The sequence below is a fragment of the Virgibacillus sp. genome (assembly GCF_013393565.1).
In the GTDB taxonomy this organism is placed as follows: Bacteria; Bacillota; Bacilli; order Bacillales; family Amphibacillaceae; genus Virgibacillus; species Virgibacillus dokdonensis.
In genome coordinates, this window is record NZ_JABXHF010000001.1 from 1 (window position 1) to 21,198 (window position 21,198).

Annotated in this window: 17 protein-coding genes and 1 pseudogene; 9 read left to right on the plus strand and 9 right to left on the minus strand. The window is 36.4% G+C overall.

The features are described 5' to 3' along the window. From HLX49_RS00005 to nheA, 3 genes are all read right to left on the minus strand, one after another. Nucleotides 1–395 (minus strand): HBL/NHE enterotoxin family protein (locus tag HLX49_RS00005; RefSeq protein ID WP_296360309.1); only part of this gene is annotated, 395 nt, incomplete at its 3' end. A 204-nt stretch (nucleotides 396–599) separates the two neighbouring features. Beyond that, nucleotides 600–1,799: a non-hemolytic enterotoxin subunit B gene (gene nheB, locus HLX49_RS00010; RefSeq protein WP_101932479.1), complete on the minus strand. Its 1,200-nt coding sequence runs from the start codon at nucleotides 1,797–1,799 to the stop codon at nucleotides 600–602. Between the two features lie 26 nt (nucleotides 1,800–1,825). After that, nucleotides 1,826–2,950 carry a non-hemolytic enterotoxin subunit A gene (gene nheA / locus HLX49_RS00015; protein WP_101932478.1) on the minus strand — a complete coding sequence of 375 codons (1,125 nt, stop codon included), beginning with the start codon at nucleotides 2,948–2,950 and terminating at the stop codon, nucleotides 1,826–1,828. 733 nt (nucleotides 2,951–3,683) lie between these two features. Here nheA and HLX49_RS00020 point away from each other — a divergent pair. Next, a complete protein-coding gene (locus HLX49_RS00020; RefSeq protein ID WP_296360315.1) occupies nucleotides 3,684–4,709 on the plus strand; it encodes an NAD-dependent formate dehydrogenase in 1,026 nt (341 codons plus the stop codon). 404 nt (nucleotides 4,710–5,113) lie between these two features. Here HLX49_RS00020 and HLX49_RS00025 read toward each other — a convergent pair whose 3' ends face one another. After that, the gene (locus HLX49_RS00025) at nucleotides 5,114–5,431 is read right to left on the minus strand and encodes a TM2 domain-containing protein (RefSeq protein ID WP_237342776.1); all 318 of its coding nucleotides are present in this window, start codon (nucleotides 5,429–5,431) and stop codon (nucleotides 5,114–5,116) included. A 398-nt stretch (nucleotides 5,432–5,829) separates the two neighbouring features. Between HLX49_RS00025 and HLX49_RS00030 the strand changes: the two are divergent. Further along, a pseudogene (locus HLX49_RS00030) lies at nucleotides 5,830–6,271 on the plus strand (OsmC family protein). A 75-nt stretch (nucleotides 6,272–6,346) separates the two neighbouring features. Here HLX49_RS00030 and HLX49_RS00035 read toward each other — a convergent pair. Beyond that, on the minus strand, nucleotides 6,347–6,478 hold the full coding sequence (locus HLX49_RS00035) for a hypothetical protein (RefSeq protein ID WP_296360320.1): 132 nt from the start codon (nucleotides 6,476–6,478) through the stop codon (nucleotides 6,347–6,349). A gap of 146 nt (nucleotides 6,479–6,624) precedes the next feature. Between HLX49_RS00035 and HLX49_RS00040 the strand changes: the two genes are divergently transcribed. From HLX49_RS00040 to HLX49_RS00070, 7 genes are all read left to right on the plus strand, one after another. Next, complete coding sequence (locus HLX49_RS00040; RefSeq protein ID WP_296360322.1) at nucleotides 6,625–7,311, plus strand: hypothetical protein; 687 nt, start codon at nucleotides 6,625–6,627, stop codon at nucleotides 7,309–7,311. 108 nt (nucleotides 7,312–7,419) lie between these two features. Then, nucleotides 7,420–8,403, plus strand: a complete 984-nt coding sequence (locus tag HLX49_RS00045; protein ID WP_077705804.1) for a LacI family DNA-binding transcriptional regulator — start codon at nucleotides 7,420–7,422, stop codon at nucleotides 8,401–8,403. Between the two features lie 305 nt (nucleotides 8,404–8,708). Beyond that, the gene (locus HLX49_RS00050) at nucleotides 8,709–10,106 is read left to right on the plus strand and encodes a sucrose-specific PTS transporter subunit IIBC (RefSeq protein ID WP_296360326.1); all 1,398 of its coding nucleotides are present in this window, start codon (nucleotides 8,709–8,711) and stop codon (nucleotides 10,104–10,106) included. Nucleotides 10,107–10,214: 108 nt separating this feature from the next. After that, on the plus strand, nucleotides 10,215–11,666 hold the full coding sequence (locus tag HLX49_RS00055) for a glycoside hydrolase family 32 protein (RefSeq protein WP_296360328.1): 1,452 nt from the start codon (nucleotides 10,215–10,217) through the stop codon (nucleotides 11,664–11,666). 66 nt (nucleotides 11,667–11,732) lie between these two features. After that, nucleotides 11,733–12,593 (plus strand): ROK family protein, encoded by an 861-nt coding sequence (locus HLX49_RS00060; protein WP_077705792.1) that lies wholly within the window; start codon nucleotides 11,733–11,735, stop codon nucleotides 12,591–12,593. Between the two features lie 197 nt (nucleotides 12,594–12,790). Further along, entirely contained in the window at nucleotides 12,791–14,206 is a 1,416-nt protein-coding gene (locus tag HLX49_RS00065) for a M17 family metallopeptidase (protein ID WP_296360330.1), read from the plus strand. Further along, nucleotides 14,178–14,867, plus strand: a complete 690-nt coding sequence (locus HLX49_RS00070; RefSeq protein WP_077705784.1) for a copper homeostasis protein CutC — start codon at nucleotides 14,178–14,180, stop codon at nucleotides 14,865–14,867. The genes HLX49_RS00065 and HLX49_RS00070 overlap by 29 nt, the downstream gene beginning before the upstream one ends. 198 nt (nucleotides 14,868–15,065) lie before the next feature. On the opposite strand, the gene cydC is transcribed toward HLX49_RS00070, so the two are convergent. From cydC to HLX49_RS00090, 4 genes are read right to left on the minus strand one after another with little or no spacing between them, the layout of a single operon-like run. After that, nucleotides 15,066–16,817 carry a thiol reductant ABC exporter subunit CydC gene (gene cydC, locus HLX49_RS00075; RefSeq protein WP_296360334.1) on the minus strand — a complete coding sequence of 584 codons (1,752 nt, stop codon included), beginning with the start codon at nucleotides 16,815–16,817 and terminating at the stop codon, nucleotides 15,066–15,068. Further along, nucleotides 16,814–18,538, minus strand: coding sequence for a thiol reductant ABC exporter subunit CydD (gene cydD, locus HLX49_RS00080; protein ID WP_101934176.1), 1,725 nt, complete (start codon nucleotides 18,536–18,538; stop codon nucleotides 16,814–16,816). Before cydD ends, cydC begins: the two co-directional genes overlap by 4 nt. Nucleotides 18,539–18,549: 11 nt before the next feature. Continuing rightward, on the minus strand, nucleotides 18,550–19,569 hold the full coding sequence (cydB, locus tag HLX49_RS00085) for a cytochrome d ubiquinol oxidase subunit II (protein ID WP_101932472.1): 1,020 nt from the start codon (nucleotides 19,567–19,569) through the stop codon (nucleotides 18,550–18,552). Next, complete coding sequence (locus tag HLX49_RS00090) at nucleotides 19,550–20,953, minus strand: cytochrome ubiquinol oxidase subunit I (RefSeq protein WP_296360416.1); 1,404 nt, start codon at nucleotides 20,951–20,953, stop codon at nucleotides 19,550–19,552. The genes cydB and HLX49_RS00090 overlap by 20 nt, the downstream gene beginning before the upstream one ends. Nucleotides 20,954–21,198: the final 245 nt, after the last annotated feature.

The window sequence follows — 21,198 nt, forward strand, 5'->3', positions numbered from 1 at the left end:
AATAATGTAGAATGCCTTTCTTGAAATACATCGTTAAAATGTCCAATACTTTCTAGAAATGTGTTCATGGAAGGCTTTAAACTACTTGTCCAATACGTAGCGTTGTTTTTAGCATCGGCAAAATGATTGTTTATGTTACGTTTTAATTTGTCACTTACAGCATTTAAATTTGTTAAATTGGGTTTTGGTTCGTTTTGGATAGTTGTTGCATAGGAGTCTATACTCGCTATACTAGTAGCCAATTCTTCTAAATTCTTTATTATCTTTTCTGAATCGGGTTTCATTGTTTCTGTTTGTTCAGCTGCATAAATCATTGTTTGTGGTAACGAATAGGTTACTAAAAAAGTTGTTATGATGGAGCAAATAAATATTTGTTTCATTACTTTGGTTTGCATATTTATCACCTGTTATTCCGAATATAACGTGCTGTAATCTGCCTTTAGGTTAATCTAAGTGGAAGATTACAGCATGAACTGCGTGTTTTGTTAGCGTTCTTTAGATTTTAAAGTATAAGCAAAAGTTTAAGCTACCAACAATCAGTGAAGGAGGGATGAACTCCTAGACTGATTGTTGGTTCATTTTATATCCTAAGTTGCATTTTATTGATTATCGACAACTTTAATTTCTTCTACATATAATTTTTGCGCATAGTCTCGAATATTACTCCAACTCATTTTAGCAATAGATAAGTCTTCCTTAATAAGATCAAGGTCTTCAGGACTCATAAAATCAATATCGCTAAGTAAACTTCTATATTTTGCATCCATCGTACTCCACTGCGTTGAAATGTTTTGTAAAGAGTCAATTGCTAGATCAATCGTCTTGGTTAAATTATTCGTCTGTTGTTTTATTCCTGTTGCTAACGCTAATTGAATTTCTGTATCTGTTAATTCTTTGGTTATAGATTTAATTTCTGACTCTGCTTCATCAATTCCTTGTTTGGCTAATACAATACCCGTAATTCCTCCACCAGTTAGTCCAGTTCCGCCTGCTATAAGAGCAACACCAAGTGGCGTTCCTGCGCCTGTAGCAATTACAGCGATTCCTCCTGCAATAGCTATAGGTCCTAATGATGTAGAGACAGAAGAGGCTATTAATACTTTGTTATATTTACTAATCGCATCATGGTAAGATTCAATTTGTTGTTTTAAAAGCGGTATACCTGCATCTTCGCTCGTTAAAATAGAGGAAAGCCTATTTGTATCTTCTTTTAAATTTTGTGTATCAGACTGTAATTTTTGTCTGTATTCTTTTAAATCGACAATTAATTGGTCGACTTCTTGTTTGTTTTTGGAAACGCTCCTCGATAGTCTTTTTATTCTAGCTTCTAAGGCATCTTTATCTTTGTTTTCTGCGGCTTCTATTAGCTTATCATAGTACCCTTCGAAACGATTATCATAATTTATAATATTTTCATTCGTTTTAATTAATTGTGGTTTTAATTGATCTAACCATACTTTTGCATTCTCTCTTGCAATACTTTGATCCGATATGATTTTATTTTGTAAGTTATTGTCGATGATAACAACATTAGTAAACTTGATATCTGGCTGTTTTAAAACTGTCAAAGCATATAAATCCATAACCAGCGCATTAGATCCTGTTGTCTCGAGTGCTTGTCTTAGTCCTTCTGGCCCTAGTTCATATTTTTTATATTGATTGGCTAAGTCACTAACTTTGTCTGCTTGGTGATTATTTTCAGCTACACTAGCAGAAGCGTAGGAAGGAGCAACGCTACTAAATATTAATGTTGCTGCCACTGCTACTTGTAAAATAGGTTTTAAAAATTTTTTTGCCATTCGTATTCCCTCCTAACACAAAATGATTAGTATTTAACTGATGTAGTAAATTCTTCAAATTGTCCTGTTTGCTTATCTATTTCATCCATTATATCTTTGTAATATCTAAGTTGTCGCTTTATTTCAGATGGAGTAATGTTGCCTTCTATAATATCTTCTTTTAAATTGCCCATAATATGATTTAGTTCAGTAAATTCATTTACTATATAATTAAAGATAGTGATTTGGCGTTCAACCATGGAAGAAAATCCAAATAGTTGATCTTCTGTAATGGTAACCTCTGTTGCTTGATGTTCAATTTCCGATAGCTGTTTCATTAATGAAGTAACGGTTTTATGTTTTTGGCGAATAGTAGAATAAGATTCTTTTGTATCCAGATCTTCGGAACTCATTAATGTTTTTCCTAAAGCTTCAATAGACGCTACATCTACCGTTTTGGTTTCCGCTCCCGTTTTCACCGTGTTGTAAATCTCTGTACCTAGTTTAAAAGAGAAGTCATATACTTCGTCCGGGTTATTGAGTATTTTTACTAGTTCATTTTGAATATCTTCCATATTTGCTTTGATAGCTGATCTTATTGTTGTTGCTTTGCCATCTCCGCCGTTCAATGAAGCAATTGCTTGATCTGCTTTTTTGGAAAAATTGTTGCTATCTTCTTCTAATAGGTCATGATAAGCTTGTAAATTCATGGAGGTTCTTTCCATTTTGTATTGTACATCATCCATGACTCTCTGTAGTCGGTTATATCGACTTAAAAAGGAATTTTTAGCCTGTTCATTACTATCTATTTGTTCCGATAAATCATAAAGGCGGTCGTAGTAATAATCGACTCTTTGTGTTAATCCATTCATATTTTCATTAATGTAAATGAGTTTTGAACTGTATTCATCTAGCCATTCACGAACGTTATTCCTTGCTATATACTGGTTATTTGATAAGCTACTCATGTTTTTGACGTTTAGATCTGGCTGCTTTAAAATTACTAATCCATAAGCTTGAAGCAGTGGGTATTGAGAACCTAATGTCCTTATCCAATTGGAAAAAGTCACGTTCCGCAAACTCTCTTTTGATTCTGCAAATGCGCTTTGGGGTATAAAGACAGTAAATAGAACAACTAGAATCATTAAACATGATAGTATTTTTTTCTTCATAAAAAACGCTCCTTTCTAAGTTCAGTGTTTCTTGAATTGATGTAAAATGTTAGTTTAGTAGCAGCGATCATTTACTAACAAACGTTCGGCTTACAGGGGTTTTTACCTTTCAAACCCATAGTTATATTGTGATAAATTTCACAAATTATTTGTGCTTGAATTTAGGTGCTGAAATTAATTACCGTTTTAGTTCAATGAAAGTTGGTTTTGTATCATTATTCAGAAAAAATATTTTTATTTCACCTCCATTTGTTATTTAACCTTTGGATGCTTGCATTTGAAAGGAGAGGAGAGGTCAAGCCAAATCAACCCATCTGATTAAAAAATTCCTGCCAGTTAAACGATTCCAAAAGTTAATATCATGTTGTATAACACTTCACATTATAGCTTCATTTCACCTCTTTCTTTATCTTTTTATTGTTCAAAATTAATATACAATGGAATAAAAAGGTGAGTCAACCACTTTTTTTAGGTAAATAGAACTGTTTTTTATTATTAAATAGTTATATATACTTATATTTTTACATATAATTACATTTTTTTATAAAAAACATATACAATTTAAAGATTTTTTTCTGTTCTTTATTGAGATTTCCTAAAGTATGTAGAAGGAAAATAGTGAGTAGAGTAGTATGGAATGGTACATTTGAATGAAAATGTTTAATAAAAGTAAAAAAGTGGTAAATCTAACATATGGATCAAATTATACAATATATACGAGGGGGAGTTACACATGAAGATCCTAGCACTTTTTCCAGAAGCTACAACTGCTACACAATTATTATCCAAAGAAAAGACATTGGGGCTAGATGAATTCCTAAAGAATACAGAGCATAAATTAACGATTGTTACCAGTGATAAAGAAGTGGACGATTACATTGAAGATGTGGATGTAGTCATTTCATCACCATTTCTTCCAGCTTATATTACGAAAGAAAGGGCAAATAAAGCGAAAAACTTAAAGCTAGCTATTACTGCTGGAATTGGATCAGACCATGTCGATCTTGATGCTGCTATAGACAAAGGGATTACAGTAGCCGCAATACCTGGGAGTAATAATGTAAGTGTAGCGGAGCAAAACGTTATGGAAGCACTGTTGCTACTAAGAAATTATGAAGAAGGACATAGACAAGCTGAAGAAGGAGAGTGGGATTTACCTAAAGTAGGTGCTAAAGCACATGACATGTTTGGTAAAACAATTGGTATTTTTGGATTTGGTCGTATTGGCCAATTAACGGCAGAGAGATTAAAGCCATTTGAGGTACATTTACAATATAATGATCCTTATCGTAAAGAAGATATAGAAGAGAAGCTAGGAATTAAATATGTTGATTTTGATATTTTAGTAAAAACATCTGATGTAATTATTATTCAATCACCGTTAACAAAGGATACGAAAAATAAATTTGATAAAGACGTCATTTGTAACTTGAAAGATAGTGCTGTACTTGTGAATTGCGCTAGAGGTGGAATTGTAGAACGAAATGCTATTGCAGAGGCAGTTAATCGTGGTAAGGTTCGTTATGGTGGTGACGTTTGGTATCCACAACCGGCACCAAAGAACCATCCTTGGCGTTCTCTTGAACAAACAGGTCTTACTGTTCATTATTCAGGTATGACTGTAGAGGCTCAGGGGAGAATACAAAAAGGTGTTTTTGAAATATTAACAAGCTTTATGGAAAATAATCCAATTGAAGAAACCTATCTAATTGTTGCCAATCATAAGGTAGCAAATAAAAGCTATCAAACCCAAAACTAAGTTTCTAAGAAAGAACAGCGTTAATAAATGGTGATAAATAAAGGAATAAAGCCATCCGTAGTTTTAATGCGGGTGGCTTTGTTTACTCTATAGTAATTTTTAAGGTTGTAGTGTTTACCGTATTGTAGGTCATCATGGATTGTACTTGCAAAAACTCATCTTTTAGAATAGGCATTGCACGTACAGGCGAGTTTCTATTCAAGCTGAAAAGATTTGGAGATAAAGATGTTTTTTCAAAGTTTCAAAGAGAGTCGGGTAAAAGAAAAATAAAGGAGACGGCTTGGATTGCCGTTCACCTTTATTTAACTATAGGAAAGCATGAATTTTTTAGAGTTTTGACGCTTTATTGTCATAAAGATTTTGGCGATAGCCAAGTTTTATGAAATGTAAATGAATGACATCATTTAACGTAAATTTCGAATGATTTCTTGCTCAATACGTTCATTTTCTTTTTCGACCATACCTGGAACTAAGAATAGATCGATGAAAAGCCATATGCCCACGATAATAAGAGGGATAAACCCAATAAGAATGATTGCTGTAAGCCCACCTACAACACTGAGTATAAGTTGCGTAATAGCAGTCCCTTTTTTGTCAAGGTAGAATCGATGTATACCTAAGGTACCTAAGAAGATAAGTAATACATACGCTAAAAGCATGTTTTTACCTTTTCGGTTCAATTCTGAGCTTACGAGTAGTTTTTCGTGATCTGTTAATGCCAAATTCCTCTCCCCTTTTATTACTTCATTTATAAATGCCCATTCATTATATCATGAAATGAGCTATTATTTTTAGGGTTTTTCCATTTTTTTAGAGGCAATGGACTATAGGTATAGGAAGGAAAAAGTGCTTTAAAAATGTCTCTAGCTTATATATAGATCAAAGAATATTTAAACAGTAAAAATATAACCACTTCCATTTTTATGAGCGAGAATAACAAAGCATGATTTGTAAAATCGAATGATACCAATTCGATCCTTTTGTTCTTATTTTTGTCTATAGACAACGCAAATATTAGGCTTTATAGTATAAGTGAAACGATGGATTCAGCTTTAAAGATTCTGAGGTAGCCAGTTTAGGTATTTGGGTATTCTGTTATTCTTTAATGGAGGTGATAAAAATGGCAGAACATCGTTTTCATTTAACTGCAACGTGGCCTGGTGGAAGAAATTCTAGCGGTTATATTGCATCAGGAAATTTACGGACTAACGTATCTATCCCCCCGGAAATGGATGGGCCGGGTATTGGGACGAATCCAGATGAGATGCTGTTAGGGGCAGCGGCAACTTGTTACCTTATTACACTTGCGGCCATGATTGAACGTGCTGCGGCTTCCTTTAGAAGAAATGAGCTTAGACTCAGAAGGAATTGTTGATGTTACACGAGGTGTATTTACATATCAAAAAATTGTTCACCGACCAAAGGTTACCCTAAAGGTAGAAGCGACCGAAGAACAAAGAATTCAGCTGCAAAAGCTTGTTGAAAAAGCGGAGAAAAGCTGTATGATCTCAAGAGCTATACAAGGAAATGTAACAATAGAACTAGAGGCTGATTTAAAGTAGCATACAGGGGGGAATATTTTTCCGGTTGCTAGAATTTAAAATTTTTGACACAATGACTGCTATGTTAATTGTCTTCTACTTATTAATTAACGCCCTCATAATATATATTCCTAAAATGGCAGATTCTACTGTTAACCTTTGCAGTAATCCAGCATCCATCCAAAATGTAGTTTCAACGTTTGTTTTCTCTTCTTTATAGATGGACAACCTTTTGTTAAAGAGGTTTTTTGTTGTATGTTTTACCAGCAAGCTATTTTCCTGTAAAATCTTTTGTATAGGTGTTTTACAACCACTTGACGAGGGGGAGAACATAAGGCTGACAAAGGTATGTCATTAAAATTAGGAGGCTAAAAATGATTTCTATTAATGCTATTTTGGAAGAATTCTTAAATGAACAGAAACAACGGTTAAAACCGAAAACATTTCGTGATTATGAAAGTGTGGTGTCGTTATTTAGAATCTACTTAAATGATTACGCGCATAACTATTTAGATGATGCGAATTTGGAGTGTTGGGAGAAAGAGATAGAAGAGGATATGGAAAGCTTTACGCGTATATTTGGAGCAGAACAATTGTCAAGTAAAGTTTTTGGCGAGTTTTTAGATTACTTTATTATCCGTAAAGTGATGAGTAGCGAAGATTTTATGAAAAAAGCAGTTCGTGTTATGAAAAAGTTAGTCAAATGGTTATATGATAATCAATATATTCATCAAGCTGTTTATGCAGAACTGAAAGAATATTTCTCAGAGGCGAGTAATTTGCCTACCGTTGAAAAAGTATCCGATCTTATTTACGAGGAAACAAAAAAATCACCACAAGTAATGTATGAAGAAGAAGAGGAAGGGTACTTTTATATTGACCACATTGAAAGCGGGAAGCTGTGGCTACAACCAATGTTTGGTGGGAATAAGGTAATTGGACCATTGTCCGTACCAAAGAAAATAACAGATTTATGTGAGGAAGGCTGGCAACTAAGTGGAGTAGTCGGAAGAAGTCAGGGGAAATGGTATTTTATTGAAAGTGGTAACGTCTATCGTTAAAGAAGGTGCGGATATTTTTTTACACTACAGGAAAGAAAAGTAGTGTTTTTCTAAAGCCATAAAGATTAAAAACAATGTAAACAGAACTGCTGTAGGGAGGATAGCTATTTGGTAACGATTAAGGATATTGCAACAATGGCAAATGTGTCAAGGTCAACGGTTTCTCGTGTGCTAAATAATTCAGGCTATGTGAGTGAAGAGGCTAGAAAAAGAGTAGAAAAAGTAATTGAGGAAACGGGTTATGTACCGAGCGGGTATGCTAAATCTTTGCGAACAAAGCAAACAAAAGTAATTGGAGTTATTTTACCAACCATACAAACGGAAACGCCAAGCAGAGTTGTAACAGGTCTGGGAAGGGAATTATCTAAGCACGGATACCAAATCTTACTTGCGAATACGGATCATGATAAGGAGAAGGAACTTGAATATTTGGATCTCCTTGTTAGACAAGTAGATGGTATTGTATTAATAGCGACTAACACAGAACCAGAGCTCACGCAAAAAATAAAAAGCATGAACCTTCCATTTGTAATGGTAGGTCAGGAAGCAGAAAATGTGATATGCGTGACGTATGATGATTATCATGTTGCCAGAGACGTGACAGCTTTTTTAGTTGATAAAGGACATACACAAATTGGATTTATTGGCGTGGATGAAACAGATCAGGCTGTAGGCTGTTTTCGTAAAAAAGGTTTTTACGATGAAATGAAATCCCACGACTTGCCTATTGAAGAAGCTTGGGTGCAAAAAGGTGTGTTTGATATTGATTCTGGTTGTAAAGCGATGAAGAAAATTATAGAGGATTCCAAACAGCGACCAACAGCGATTTTTGCTGTTACAGACAGACTTGCAATCGGGGCGATGAGTTATGTAAAACGGATTGGTATGGAGATACCTAAAGATATTGCCATTGCAGGCATTGGTGCTTCTGAACTATCTCAATATGTCGATCCGCCTTTGACGACAGTGGATTACAAAAACGAAACAGCAGGAGAAGAAGCGGCTAAACAGCTACTAGCTTTTATTCAAGGTGAAGATTATCAAAAGAAATTTGTATTAGACTATAGACTTCTATCTAGAGATAGTGTATGATAAAGGTGAAATCGATTTCACCTATTTTTATGCGGTGTGGTATCGATCCCACAATGGAATCATGCACCGTTTTATCTTTAAATCCCTCTTTAAGAATAGAGAGGGAATAGTCAATATTCGTTTGTTCCACTATAGGAAAGTATAGAAACTTTAGGGGTATAGCGGAAAAACTAGGGCGTTTTTCCGCCATAAGATTTGCCCCAAGGTCAAGTTATTCTATTGAAAATTTCACTTATGCGAAGGTGAAGCGTTGCAATATTATATCTGCTTTGTGGGATCGATACCACAAAATTAGGAGGGATAAAATGTTAGATAACAAACAAATAGCTGAAGCACTGTTGGAAGCTGTTGGTGGGAAAGAGAATATTTCATCGATCGCACATTGTGCAACTAGGTTACGTTTACTGGTGATGGATGAGGACAAAGTTGACCGTGAACAGGTGGAAACCATACCAAAAGTGAAAGGGGCATTTTTTCATTCTGGACAGTTTCAAATTATTTTTGGAACTGGTACAGTAAATCAAATTTATGAAGAAGTAGAGATGCTTCATGTTTCTACGATTAATAAACAGGAGCAAACGAAGAAAGCTAGCAAGAGCGGAAATAAGTTACAACGTGCAATTCGTACATTAGGAGACGTGTTTGTACCCATTATTCCAGTACTTGTAGCAACAGGTTTATTTATGGGGCTACGTGGGTTACTTATGCAGGAGAAAATTTTAGCTTTATTCGGATTCGTTCCAGCAGATATTCCCAATAATTTTATCTTGTTTACGCAAATATTAACGGACACGGCTTTTATCTTTTTACCAGCACTCGTTGCTTGGTCCACGTTTCGTGTATTTGGCGGTACACCGATTATAGGAATTGTACTTGGACTAATGCTTGTTAGCCCCTCGTTACCAAATGCTTGGGGAGTTGCAGAAGGTGCTGAACCATTACTGTTTTTTGGCTTTATACCTGTAGTAGGTTATCAAGGATCGGTACTTCCAGCGTTTATTGCTGGAATTATTGGAGCTAAATTGGAGCGTGCAATTCGTAAGCGTGTGCCGGAAGCATTGGATTTAATTATAACGCCGTTTTTAACGTTACTTATAATGATAGGTGCAGCTCTGTTTATCATTGGACCCATTTTCCATGTGGTAGAAAATTATATTTTAGATGGTACACTTGCTGTTTTAAATTTACCATTTGGGTTAGCTGGTTTGCTTATCGGTTTTTTGCACCAAATTATTGTCATTACGGGTGTTCACCATATTTTTAATCTTTTAGAAATAAAACTGTTAGAGGATGTAGGAAGTAATCCATTTAATGCCATTATTACCGCTTCTATTGCTGCGCAAGGTGGTGCAGCACTTGCAGTTGGTTTAAAAACAAAATCAAAGAAATTGAAAGCTTTAGCTTTTCCATCTTCATTATCTGCCTTCTTAGGTATAACGGAACCAGCTATATTTGGGGTGAATTTACGCTATGTAAAACCATTTATTATGGGGTTAATTGGTGGTGGCGTAGGAGGTTTTTCCGCTATGCTATTAGGATTAAAAGGGACTGGAATGGCTATTACCGTAATTCCAGGTACATTATTGTATTTGGATGGGCAAATTTTATCCTATTTACTTGTTAATATCATTGCAGTTGGAGTAGCATTTGCGCTAACTTGGTTATTTGGATTTTCCGATAAGCAATTGAAAGACAATGGATAAAGGCTATCAAAATTAAAATAAGTGATTCCTGCTTTACTCTAATTTTGAAGGGGAGCACTTATAGATTGAAGTTTCATTGTATCATATATAAGTTTAGGAGTTTAGAATATGAATAATAACGTAACAAAAGATATGGTATGTAAACAAATGGAGAAAAACCAACCTTTAATAGCAAGAGATCCCTATCGTTTGCATTACCATTTAATGCCTCCAGTAGGACTATTAAATGATCCAAACGGTTTTGTCTTTTTTAAAGGAAAATATCATATTTTTTATCAGTGGAATCCTTTTGCTGTTGAGCATGGTGTGAAATGTTGGGGGCATTCTATATCTAAAGACCTTATTCATTGGCAAGAAGCACCTGTTGTTTTACTCCCTGATCAATGGTATGACCAAAATGGATGTTATTCTGGAAGTGCTGTTGTATACCAGAATCGACTGTACGTTTTTTATACGGGGAATGTGAGGGATAATGAAGGAAATCGGCAATCTTATCAGTGTTTGGCAATATCGAATGATGGAATCCATTTTGAAAAAAAGGGACCAATTATTCAAGTTCCAGACGGTTACACTGCTCATTTTCGTGATCCAAAAGTATTCTATATGAATGAAGCCTGGTGGATGGTGCTTGGTGCACAAACAGAGGAGAAAAATGGAGAGGTTGTGTTATATCGTTCTGCTGATTTATGGAATTGGACATTTGCAGGAACGTTAACTGGAAACGGACATCAAGGGTTAGATCACTTCGGTTATATGTGGGAATGCCCTGATTTGTTTCGATTAGGAAATAAAGATATTCTGCTCGTTTGCCCACAAGGAATACCTGCACAAGGCTTTCAATATCAAAATATTTATCAATCTGGTTATTTTGCTGGGGAGATAGAGAAAAAAACGATGTCTTTTGAGCATGATGCTTTTGTGGAATTGGATCGAGGTTTTGATTTTTATGCCCCTCAGACGATGCAAGATCAGGAGGGGAGAAGGATATTGATTGGGTGGATGGGAAATGCCGAGGAAGGGTCTTCCCAGCTTCCTACAGCAAATAATGGGTGGGTCCATGCTTTGACCGTTCCGCGTCAATTGGATTGGAAAAATGGAACATTGCTACAATATCCTGTGAAAGAGTTTCAGCAGTTACTGGAAAACGAAGTTCGTTTTAATGAAGTTGTATTAAATGCGCAACAATTGTTATCATTATGCGTTGACAAGGCATTTGCTGTATATTTAACTGTGGAAGATATGAAGCAATCCTGTTTAAATATACAAATAGCTGGGTCTCAAATTATATATGATTCGTTATTAAAAGTTTTCACTTTTAAACGAAAAAGCTTTACAAGTTATCAGACTATGGAAAGCAGACACTGCAAATTAGATACCCTAAGCGACATACTTATTTTAAAAGATACGTCCTCTATAGAAATTTTTCTAAATCAAGGAGAGGAAGTGTTTACTTCTCGGGTATTTGACGATGAGAACGAAGAGAATGTTCTGTTTACAGCGGACGGTGAAATAAAGCTTGATGTGAAAAAATGGGATGTACGTCGAGTTATGGATATTTAGACATGAAATGGAGATAAAATTAAGAAAAAAATGTTGATTTTCCCCGCTTATAGGAGGTAGATGTTTATGTTAATTGGAGCAATTGAAGCAGGTGGTACAAAATTCGTTTGTGCGGTTGGCGATGAAAATGGAAACATTCTTCAAAAGACGAGCTTTCCAACTGTTTCTCCAGAGGATACACTAGCTTCAGCAAAACAGTTCTTTTCTTCATTTGAGATGGAAGCGCTGGGTGTAGGTACGTTTGGGCCTGTTGATTTGAATAAGAACAGCAAAACATATGGCTCCATTTTAAATACCCCGAAAACAAAATGGCGTTACTATCCGCTTCTTGAAAAATTGCAAAGCGAATACAATATTCCTGTATATTTGGATACGGATGTGAATACAGCTTGTCTGGGTGAGTATTACTACGGTGCTGGTAAGCATGCGGAGAGCTGTTTATACATGACGGTAGGAACTGGAATTGGAGCAGGATTTGTTGGGGAAGGGAAAGTGTTTCAAGGAAAAAATCATCCAGAAATGGGACATATGTTACTAAAGCAACACCCAAACGACACTTTTGTAGGTAGTTGTCCGAGTCATAGGTCATGCTTGGAAGGGCTTGCTTCTGGGACGGCGATTGAAAAACGATATGGTAGAAAAGCAAATTTACTTACACATCTTGATGAGGTATGGGAGATAGAAGCGTATTATTTAGCGCAAGGGCTAATGAATATCTATGTTATTCTCTCCCCGGAGAAAATGGTTATTGGTGGCGGAGTATTGAAACAGGAAAGGCTTTATGCAATGGTTCGCGAGCAGTTTATGAAGTTGTTAAACGACTATTTGGAAGTGAACGATGTAGATGAATTAATTGTTCCACCGAAACTTGATGATGAACAAGCAGTTAAAGGTTCGATTGCTCTAGCAGTGAAAAATAAGAGATAGATGTTAAGAACTATTAAGAAATATAGGAAAATAAAAGACGGCTTATGTGCATGACGCTACTGGGTCGTCTTTTTTTGTACTATGAGGGAGTAAAATTCTATATTCTAAGTATAAGTAAACCTAAAGCTATTGCCATAAAAATTCGGTAATAAGCCAAGTTTTTTTAATAATTTCTACTTGTACTGGGAGGTTAGAAAATGGAAATTCATGTTTGTCCTTTAGAGCCTAGTCCGCTTTTAAGTCATTCATTTGTTAAAAAAGCATCTTTTGGGGAGATGAAATTATTTTATACGGAAACAACGATCTATTTATTGGTTTGTATCTGTCCGGTGAGTGAAAATATGGAAAATATCCGACATCTTGGTGGAGAATTACGAAAGAAGGTGGACAAAGAATTTTTGTCTCAGACAGTTACTATCAATTTTAACGGCTTGTTTAAAGGATTGGAACTTGTAATGGAGGGAAGCAATGTTGCAAGTTATGTTACCGCTCTTATGGAAGGTTGGTATCTGGCTGGTTATCGATTTCAGTACTATAAGCGTAATCGTTTAGAGATGGACTATGTGCTAGAATATAATTATTCATCTTATGGCGCATATGTTGCATTGGCCAAAACTAAAAGTGATGCTGTATGTTTAGCTAGAGACTTATGTAATGAGCCTCCTAGTAAACTGACGCCAGAAGCTTATGCAAGCAAAATAGTAGAAATTTTTAGAGATACAGATGTAGACGTGGCTATTTTGGATACAGCTGATCTTACGAAACATGGTTTAGAAGCTGTTAAAACGGTCGGAAAGGGAAGTGTTCATCCTCCTAAAATGGTCGTTCTTACATTAAAAAATACAGTAGGAAAGCATGTAGCGCTTGTCGGTAAAGGAGTGACCTTTGATGCAGGAGGTGTTAATGTAAAAACAGGGACTGGACTTTGGGAAATGAAAATGGATATGGGGGGCTCAGCGGCTGTCGTAGGTGCGATGAAGCTTTTATCTGATCTGAATAGCTCTGTATACGTTACCGCAGTTATTCCATTAGTAGAAAATGTAGTAGGGAAAAATGCATACTTGCCGGCAGATGTAATTTCTTATGCAAATGGAATGCATGTGGAAGTAGGTAACACGGATGCAGAAGGTAGACTAATTTTAGCCGATGGTATTTTATACGCTCAAGACGTAGGAGCGGAAACTATTATTGATATTGCTACACTCACAGGCTCTATTGGTCAAGCCTTAGGGTTAAAAACAGCTGGTGTTTTTACTAATAACGAGAAGGATTTGTGGACATATAAAGAAATTGGCGAAGAAACTGGGGATCATGTATGGCCTATGCCATTAATTGAAGATTATAAAGCATATTTGCACAGTGATTATGCAGACTTAAATAATAGGAGTGCTTCTAAATATGGTGGTTCGATTACGGCAGCCATTTTTTTGCAACAATTTATAAAGCGACATATGAAATGGGTACATATTGATATGGCAAATACGGTGCGACCTTGGAAGGTGTATGGCTATCATGTCGAAGGGGCTACTGGTTTTGGAGTCCGATTATTAACCAAATTGGTAGAAAAGGAGTTGGGGAAACGAAATGCAATTGGAATTGATTGTACAGAATAAACACGATGCATTGCAAGCTGAAAAGCTAGGAGCAGATCGATTAGAGCTTGTTTCAGCTATACAGGAGGGTGGTTTGACACCAAGCTTTGGAATGATAAAAACAGTCTTACGAAGTGTGCACATACCTGTTCAAGTCATGATACGGCCACATAGCCATGATTTCTATTATCAAGAAGAGGAATTTGCAGTTATTTGTGAAGATATAAAGGCACTGGAGAGCTTGCAATGTAATCAGATTGTATTTGGCGCACTAAATGAGGATCTTACAATTAACGAACAAATGCTTCATGATCTCATTGAACGCTTTCCGGGAGTAGATATTACGTTTCATCGTGCTTTTGATGAAGTGAAGGATATGTATGCAGCATACAAAACGTTAGTAAAGTATAAAGATCATGTAAAACGTATTCTAACATCTGGTGGAAAGCAAAGCTGTGAAGCAGGAAAAGAACAGCTCGCTCATTTAGTTCAGTATTCTTATGAAACAGGAGGACCTATCATTATGCCTGGTGCAGGCCTCACTCCGGATAATATTGCTGAAGTCAAACAGACAACAAAAGCAGAGCAATATCATTTTGGTAAAGCAGTTCGTGAAAGACAATCATTTGCAAACGCGATTTCAGCGCAAGCAGTGGAGAAAGTGCTATCGACTTTGAAATAAAAAGCAGTTACTTGTATTAGAAACCTTTATGGCTCGTATTGGGACAGCCGCCATCTAATATGAACAGCACTTGTAGGTGAGTTATTTCATGCAAAATTAAGCCAAAACGATAGCTATTGCTAAGTATCTATGCAAAAGCTATCGTTTTTTAAAACTAAAAAAGGCTTCAGTTATTATTTATAACTGAAACCTTCTAAACTAAACTTGCACCATTTTACGAATTGATGGTGGGACGTCTAAATAGTATAAATCTTGATATCGCTGTGAAGTGCTTAGTAGTTCTTGGTGCGAACCTTGCATTTCAATATAGCCGTTTTCTAAAAAGACAACTTCATCCATACGCTGCATACCAGCTAAATGATGTGTAATCCAAATAACGGTTTTATCATCAAGCGTTAAAAAAATGGTTTTTAACAAGTCAGCTTCTGTTTTTGAATCTAAGCCGACTGTCGGCTCATCGAGAATAACGACAGGAGAGCCTTTTAATAATATTCTTGCTAATGCTACTCGTTGTTGTTGACCGCCACTAAAGATTTGTCCTGATTCTTCCATCATCGTGTTATAACCTTTTGGCAGGCTCATAATATAATCATGGAGCTGTACCTTTTTAGCAGCTTCTACAATTTCTTGGTCTGTTGCTTTTTGGTTGCCGAGTCGTAGGTTATTGGCGATCGTCGTGTTAAATAAATGAGGTCGTTGATTTAAAATCGATACGATTTCAAATAGAGAATCGCCGTAAGCTGTTGCATCGATGCCGTTAAGTGTAACATTTCCTTTTGTCGGTGCATAAGAACCACAAATTAGTTGGATGATACTTGATTTTCCAGCACCACTTTTTCCCAACAAAGCTAATTTCTTTCCTTGAGGTATCGAAATGGAAGCATCTTTTAAAATTTGTTTGGCAAAACCCGGATATTGAAAGGCAACATGATCAAGCTGAATATCTACAGAATCAGATGCTTCTGGTAAAGATATGTGTGACTTAGTAGCAACCTTTTCTTGATCTGTTTCTTCGAGCGTTTCTAATCTTGAAAGCGATTCTGTGTATTCTGGAATTTGTTCTAAGGCTTCGGATACGGGCAAAAAAGCTTCTGCAATAGCCAATGTAACTAAAACGAAAGCAGCAATTAATGTCACGTGCATGTTTCCTTCAGCTACCATCGAACTTGACCAGTACACCATGGAAATCACCATCGCACCAATGATGAGCTGAAGGAATAAGTCGCGAATTCGTTGCTCACTTTTAACGCGTCGCTCAACAATGGCAACAGCTTGATCTTTTTTTGCATCATGCTTCGTAAATTCATCTGGTTTTCCAGCAATCATCCAATCTTTAATGCCAAGTAATCCATCTGTTAATATATGATATTGATCATAGCGCCCCTGTTTTATTAATGCTGTACGTTTTCGACTAGACCACAAAGAAAACAACGGAATGAACACAACGATACAAAAGAGATATATTGCCATAAGTGAAGCAAATACCATATCAAACCAGCCTAGACAAGCAATAGCGATGCCGTACATACCAAGTGCAGTGATACTCGGTAAAATCGTACGAATAAATAAATCTTGCAAATGGTCGATATCATCTGATAATACGCCTAGTATCCTACCAGTCTGGAAACGAGAACGAATAAAAGCTGCTTGTGGCTCTAAAGTCTGATACAATCTGCTACGCATATTTGCTAGTACGCGCAGAATCGTATCATGGCTCGCTAATCGAGAAAGATAGTGAAATACCGCTCGAAAAATACCAAAGGCTCGCACTGAAACAACGGGAATATAGACCATTAAAATATTTTCAGGTCTTAAGGCGGATTTGGAAATTAAGTACCCAGATGTAAACATAAGCGCTGCACCACAGGCTAAAGCTAATAAACCGATAATAATGCTGGCTGCTAGCCCTTTGTAATGCATTTTTACATATGGAATAATCCATGCTTTCATTGTACTCCCTCCAATTGTGATAGCACGAGGTCATAGTATTCTCCGCGACGAAGCAATAATTCATGTGGTGTCCCCACTTCTACGATGACACCATCTTTTAACACAATAATTTTATCCATTTGCTCCATCCAATGCAGCCGATGCGTTGCAAAAAAGACTAATTTATCTTTAAACAATGTTGTCATCGTTTGTTTCAATTCGTATTCCGTTTCAATATCCAAATGGGCAGTCGGCTCATCTAATAACAGGATAGGACGATTACCAAGAAAAGCTCGAGCCAAAGCGACACGTTGTTCTTGACCGCCGCTAATTGCACGTGCGCCAGTACCAATTTCTTGTTCTATACCATTTGGAAAGGTATGGATTAATTTATCCAATTCTGCATCTTGAACAGCTTGCCACACATCTTCATCCGATGCATTTGGTTCATAAAATCGAATATTATCTGCAACCGACTGACTAAAAATATATGGGCGTTGTGGAATGTATGTGATTTGACGCTGCCAAGCTTCTGTATTTAAGCTATCTAAAATTTGCTGATTGACGCGAAAACTCCCTTGATCAGGTGTTAAAAATCCACCTAATATATCAATTAAAGTCGACTTTCCTGCACCGCTTGCACCAACAATACCAATATTTTCAAAACCTTTTACTTGCATGGAAATGGTAGATAGAGCTTGTAAGCCGTTATCGTCATGGGAATGACTAACAGAAGAAAGCTTTAAGGTACTGTTAGCTGACCATGCAATGGAGTTGGTAATAAATGAATGATTTTCATGAACAGGCTCTGCTAAAATCCGATCAATTGCTTTGGCTGCTTCTTGTCCATTTAATGTTGCATGGTAGTCTGCTCCAACTTCTTTTATAGGAAGAAAAAACTCTGGAGCTAAAATTAATACGACTAATGCAATATCTAATAATAGGTTTCCTTCAATGAGACGTAATCCTAGTCCTACAGCAACAGAGGCAACCGATAACATCGTAAAAAAGTCAAGTGCAAAAGATGAAAGAAAAGCAATTCGTAATGTTGATATAGTGGATTTTCGGTATTCGTCACTCACTTTTTCAATTGTATCTCCATGTGATTTACTTTTACCTAAAAACTTTAATGTTTCTAACCCCCGTAAAGAATCAATAAAATGGTTGGATAATAAATGATAGGAATGCCATTGACGCTCCATTTTCTTATTCGCAGCTAATCCCAATAAAATCATAAATGCAATAATGATAGGAACGGTTAAGAGTAAAATGATACTTGACAGTTTATCCTGAAAGAAAACGTAAATGAGTACTATTGGTGGAATAATACATGCAGCAATCATCTTGGGAATAATTAATTCTAAATAAGTACGTTGTTGGTTTGCGCCTTCCATGGCTAAATTAACTAACTTGGCTGTACCATGTTTATTCGTGTAGCTAGGGCCAAGCGCAAAAAGCTTGGCCAATAATTGTTTTCTTTTTTCCACTCTTGTTTTTTCAGCAAACTGGAAGGTTATTTTTTTCTTTAATGTACCCATAAGATACCTTGTAACAAAGGCAATAAGAAAAAAAACGCCTAGCTTCCATGTTTCTTGAAATAATTCGCCGTTAAATAAGCGAAATAGCCATTCTGCTAACCATTTTGCTTGCAGAATGATGGCTATTGCTTCCACGATTGTAATGGAAATAACAATGGCAAGTGTCGGTCTTACCCCTTTGTACGTTAGTAAATGATTACGCATCATTTTCTTCATTAGTATTCTAAATGCTCCTCTTCTTTAATACGTTTACGGAATACATAATAACTCCAGATTTGATAACCAAGTACAAAAGGTAATAAAGTGACGGCTACAATGGTCATGACTTTTAACGAATAGTCTCCTGAAGCTGCATTGTGAATCGTTAAGTCAAAAGCATGATTTAAGCTACTTACCATTACACGTGGGAATAAACCGACGAATACAGACGTTACCGTGAGCGCGATAGTTAATCCGGTCATTGTAAATGCCCAGCCATCACGACTTTTCTTAGCAAAACTTCCAGCTAAAACAACTGCCAATACAATAAGCGCGAAAATGGGAATTAATATGGCACCTCTCACCTCGAAAATATCTGTGTAGAAATAAGATGCAACCACAAAGGTAATTAAAGCTATACCAACACCGTAAACAATTTTTTTGGCAGTTTCACGAGCTCTACTTTGTAGGTCACCTGTAGTTTTCAACGTGATAAAGAATAGCCCGTGTAAAAAGCAGAGCAATGTAATTGCAATTCCACCAATTAACGTATACGGTGTGATGTAATCAAAGACAGAAGCGTAAATATTCATCTCACTATCAATTGGTAAGCCTGCCATCAATGCGGCGAACACAACTCCCCATAATAATGGGTTCAATAGGCTACTAATAAAGATTGTCCAATCCCAAGTGTCCCGCCATTTAGGATTATCTAGTTTACTTCTAAACTCAAATGCTACTCCCCGCCCTATGAGCAAAAGAAGCATGATTACTAGTGGCATGTATAAGCCACTGAACAAAGTGGCATACCAATTTGGGAACGCAGCAAACATCGCCCCACCTGCTGTAATTAGCCAAACTTCATTTCCGTCCCAAACAGGGCCAATTGTATTAATTAATACCCGACGTTCAACTGGCGTTTTAGCAACAAAACGCATCGCCATGCCAACACCAAAGTCAAAGCCTTCCAAAAACAAGAATCCGACAAACAATACAGCGATTAAAATAAACCATACCTCACTTAGCATAGGAACCATACCCTTCCTCTCCAAAAGGATCTGTTGTTAGTTTGACATCTTTTTCTTCTTCAACAGGGCCTTTTTTGATTACTCGAACGAACAAGTAAGCCATCACAAGTGCAAGGATCAAATAGATTGCACTAAATGAGATGAGTGAGAATAGGACTTGCCCAGCGGTTACGTTCGGTGAAACTGCGTCTTGTGTTTGCATTTCTCCAAATACGACCCAAGGCTGTCTGCCAATTTCTGTCATAATCCAGCCGGCTGTACCTCCAATGAACGGTAAAGCAATTGCCCAAAGCATCGTTTTTAAATATTTCCTGCTTTGTTCTAGCTTTTTACGTTTTATTAAGTAAGCACCATAAAGTCCTAATACGATCATTAATCCGCCTGTGAACGTCATAATACGGAAGCTCCAGAATGTTGTTTTAACTGGAGGGATATAGTCTCCTTCTCCATACAACTCTTCATATTTGGCTTGGATGGATTTCATTCCTTCCACGCTTCCGCTAAATTCGCTGTAGGAAAGATAACTTAATATATATGGGATATTGACTTCAAATGAGTTTTCTTGATTTTCTGTATCAATGTTAGCAAAGACTGTCCATGGAGCTGGATCAGCACTGTCTTCCCATAAACCTTCTGCTGCTGCCATTTTCATTGGTTGTGTTTCTACTAAGAATTGTGATTGAGCATGACCAGTAAAGGCAATACCTAAACCAGAAATAATTGCAACGACTAAAGCGATATGAAATGATTTTTTAAAGAAATACGTATCTTGTTTTTTAAGCAATTTCCAAGCACTTACACCAGTAATTAGAAATGCTCCTGTGGCTAATGATCCAAACACAGTATGTGGGAACTCCACCCATACTTGACCGCTCGTAATTAATGCTAGGAAGTCATTCATTTCGGCGCGACCATTGTTAATTTCATAACCGACTGGATATTGCATAAATGAGTTAGCGACTAATATCCAAAACGCAGAAATAATTGTTCCAATGGACACGAGCCAAATACATAGGAGATGTACTTTTTTAGAAAGTCTTTTCCAACCGAAAATCCATAAACCTAAAAAAGTAGATTCCATAAAGAAAGCTAATAGTGCTTCAACTGCGAGTGGTGCACCGAATACGTCACCGACAAAGCGAGAATAGTTAGACCAGTTCATCCCGAATTGGAACTCCTGTAAAATACCGGTAACGACTCCGACAGCAAAGTTAATAAGAAATAAGTGTCCCCAAAACTTTGCCATTTTTTTGTACTTTTCTTGCCCTTTTACAACGTACAATGTTTCCATAAGTGCAATTAAAAATACTAAACCAATGGATAAAGGCACGAAAATAAAGTGGAAAATAGTTGTAGATGCGAATTGAATTCGCGATAACATAATAACGTCCATAAAGGTTCTCCTTCCTCCCATTTTTTGTGGGGTTAAGCTTTTTTCAGTAAATCTCATCATTCGAATAGTTAGTGGAATGTATATCTTGTTTGAACATCCCCTCATGGAGTGAGCCAAATGTGAAAAAGAAATAATTTATTACGTTCCGTATGTCTCACAATGTTCGCTATTGAACAATATGAATGAAAAGCATTCTGTTTATGAAGATATAGATTTTATAATCATTTCAGATGTATGGAAAGTTT